This is a genomic window from Allobosea sp. Tri-44 (genome assembly GCF_004123845.1).
Taxonomy (GTDB): domain Bacteria; phylum Pseudomonadota; class Alphaproteobacteria; order Rhizobiales; family Beijerinckiaceae; genus Allobosea.
The window spans coordinates 1-2,834 of the sequence record NZ_NBDP01000071.1; the positions used below are offsets into that span (position 1 = coordinate 1).

4 protein-coding genes are annotated in these 2,834 nt (G+C 58.8%); all 4 read right to left on the minus strand.

The window, feature by feature from the left end:
* A partial coding sequence (locus B6S44_RS29065; RefSeq protein ID WP_465246152.1) for a peptidoglycan-binding domain-containing protein occupies positions 1-521 on the minus strand: 521 nt, incomplete at its 3' end.
* A gap of 251 nt (positions 522-772) precedes the next feature.
* Positions 773-1,072 carry a SemiSWEET family sugar transporter gene (locus B6S44_RS29070; RefSeq protein ID WP_129160493.1) on the minus strand — a complete coding sequence of 100 codons (300 nt, stop codon included), beginning with the start codon at positions 1,070-1,072 and terminating at the stop codon, positions 773-775.
* A 49-nt stretch (positions 1,073-1,121) separates the two neighbouring features.
* Positions 1,122-1,613 (minus strand): pyridoxamine 5'-phosphate oxidase family protein, encoded by a 492-nt coding sequence (locus B6S44_RS29075; protein ID WP_129160494.1) that lies wholly within the window; start codon positions 1,611-1,613, stop codon positions 1,122-1,124.
* A 253-nt stretch (positions 1,614-1,866) separates the two neighbouring features.
* The coding region (locus tag B6S44_RS29080; RefSeq protein WP_129160495.1) for a phospholipase D-like domain-containing protein at positions 1,867-2,834 on the minus strand (968 nt) is incomplete at its 5' end.

The window sequence follows — 2,834 nt, forward strand, 5'->3', positions numbered from 1 at the left end:
GCTTGAGGAAGGTTTGGGTGAGGATTCGGAGCGGACGGCGTGTGCTCGGTCATGTGAAAGCGCTGGGCTGCCATTTCCCGCGGGCTCGTATAGGTCAGGCGCTTCATGCGAGCCTGCCTGGCGTAGTCGCGCGGAATCCGCTTCGCGAAGTGGTGGTTGCTGTCCTTGGCGGAGATCTCGTACTCGACGACAATATCGCCGGCCGCATCACCGCCAAGCGCCAGCCAGGTCCTTGCGTCCATGGCATCGCCCTCGCCCAGCATCTCCTGCCGGCGGAACTGCGCGATCGCCTTGCGGTAGTTTTCGCCATCGAGGCCATCGATCATACCAGGCGAAATTCCGCGTCGGCTGAGAAGGACCTGGGCCTTGAGGATGGAGGGGTTCGGCTTGGTTGTCTTCTTGCGGAGATCGCGACACAAGGCAGCCTTATTCACCTCGTCTGCGGTGAGTGCCGAGACCGAGCTGGCACCCAAAACCAGAGTGAAGCCCACAGCCAGCAGGAACAGTGGACGGAATTTCATGGACGCCCGAGCTCGTTGCGATGCACACCGCTATTAAGACCGCCGACTGCGCCGCTGGTTCCGTCTGACGTGATTTGCGAGGGAAATTCTGGAAGGTCAGTCAGCAGGCGGCCGCTATCGGCGGTGATAGAGGAATGTTCGCTCCTAGTCTGTCGAGTACCTGCCGGATCGACGAGCCGCTGGATTATTCGATTCTGACCAGCCCAACCAACGTTAAACCACAGCAGACGAAGCATAGCGGGGTTAGGCGGCTACCGTGATTCCGGATCAATCGATTTCGCCACGGCATCCTTCTTGTTCTGCGGAAGCAGCGTCATGCAAAGAATGAACGCCGATAGCAGGAAGCATACGCTATTCGTGACGATGAGCGGCCATTCGCCCAGTCCCCAGCCATAAGCTGTCCAAAGCCCAAAGCCTAAGACAGTCAGGCTGTACGTGACCGGCGAGATCGAGCTGGTATCGCGACTTTTGACGATGCGCCACGCCTGCGGGATGAAGCTGATCATTGAGCAGGCTGCGGCCAACGTTCCTGCGACAGCGATCCAATTCACCGAACTCTCCGAACGTGGCCCAGCGCCGAGCAAGATTTGCTGCCTCGAACTAACTCAATTTCACGCTAGCCGTCTTGTCGGCGTAGTCTTCTTTTGGATCGGCACCTAGCAGAAGCTTGATGCCTGCGACGAGACTCCACTCGTCTTCCCAGATCTCCGCGTGGCTCGGATCGAAACGTAGGAGCGCGAGCTTGGGATCATCCTTGCCGCCCTTGTACCAGGCCGCAACGAAGCGGTTCCAAAGCCGGTCGATGACGGCTCGGTCTTTATCGAGGCTGAGCGTACCGCCGATGGTCGCAAACAAATCGTGCCCCTTCGATGCAAAAGATATGAACGCGCCTTCTTGGCCGGACAGGGCTTGAACCAGTTGCGTGTCGTTGGCCGAGAAGATCCAAAGCGGGCCTCTATCGGCCTCTCCATCGATTTGGACGGTCATTGGTCGAAGCAGGCTGTCAGCGCGGTCCAAAAGGCCAAGCATGACGGTCATGTCCGATCGGAGGGCCTTCCACAGCTTCGCTTCGAGATCGTTGGGAGTTGTCATGCCATTCGCTCCGATGGAAACTGTCACCTCAAAACCTGTCGGCCGCGAACGAAGTTCCACAAATCGGACGATGCCCCGCAGGTTATCCTGCGAGCCTCCGGCGAGCCTTGAGGAAGCCTGCTACATACGGCGAACGAGGTCGTGGTCATTGGGGGGCCACGCACATGCTGCGCCACGACATCACGCAGCGACGAGCGTTCGTCATCCGTCAAATCGAGTCGTCGCACCCGCAAAATCGGATTCCGTCAGCTCATCAGATCTGCGATCTCGCAAGGCTGGAGAGCCAATCTGAAAACTTCTCGTTTGCCGCGCGATTTTGCCAGTCAGAGAAGGTGTAAGGCTTGGATGTGGCGGCATCCTTGTCGAACAAGGCAATCTGGGTGCTCGCGAACCGCTGGTCGAACAGATTGATGTTGGCCTCATCGTTGAGCCTTAGGGCTCGGTCATCGATATTTGTCGAGCCGACTGAGGTCCAAACGTCGTCGACGACCACCAGCTTGCAATGGAAGAACGTGGGCTGAAATTCGCTGATTTTTACACCCGCCTCAAGCAAATCACCCCAAAGGTGCCGAGAAGCCTTCCTGACGAGGCGCGCATCAGTCTGAGGTCCGGGGACGATAATCTGGACCTCCACGCCGCGCTTGCGAGCCTCCAGGAGCTGCCGCCTGGTTAGTTCATCAGGGACGAAATACGGCGTGGCGATCCGGATACTATTCTGGGCTGAGGCAAGCGCCGTCATCAGCATGAGGTGCATGACATTGCGCTGATGGGTCGAGCTGATGACAACCTGCGTTGCGTGATCCCCTATCGGCTGCAGTGCTGGAAAGAAGCGATCGCCCAGCAACAGCTCGCCCGTTGCCTCAATCCAATGTTCGGCGAACGCCGCCTGGAGTTCTGCGGTGGCCGGTCCTTCCAACCGATAGTGATTGTCGCGCCACTCGTTTGGCGAGCGCGCATCACCGTTCCATTCATCAGCGATGCCGACACCACCGGTGAAGCCCACGCGCCCATCGACGACCAGCAGTTTCCGGTGGGTGCGATTGTTCACCCGATCGACGGTGTACCAAGTGAGTGGGCGGAACCGAACAACCTCGACGCCAGCTTCCTGCATGCGCTTGATCAGGCCCTCGTCCATCGGAATGCTGCCGACCCAGTCGAGCAGGACTTTCACGCTAAGACCCTCGCGGGCCTTCGCTGACAGAGCGTCCGCGAATTCGTTTG

Bases quoted from the DNA above. Each gene is read 5' to 3' on its own strand.
- B6S44_RS29075 (WP_129160494.1), bottom strand. From the start codon at position 1,613: ATGACAACTCCCAACGATCTCGAAGCGAAGCTGTGGAAGGCCCTCCGA.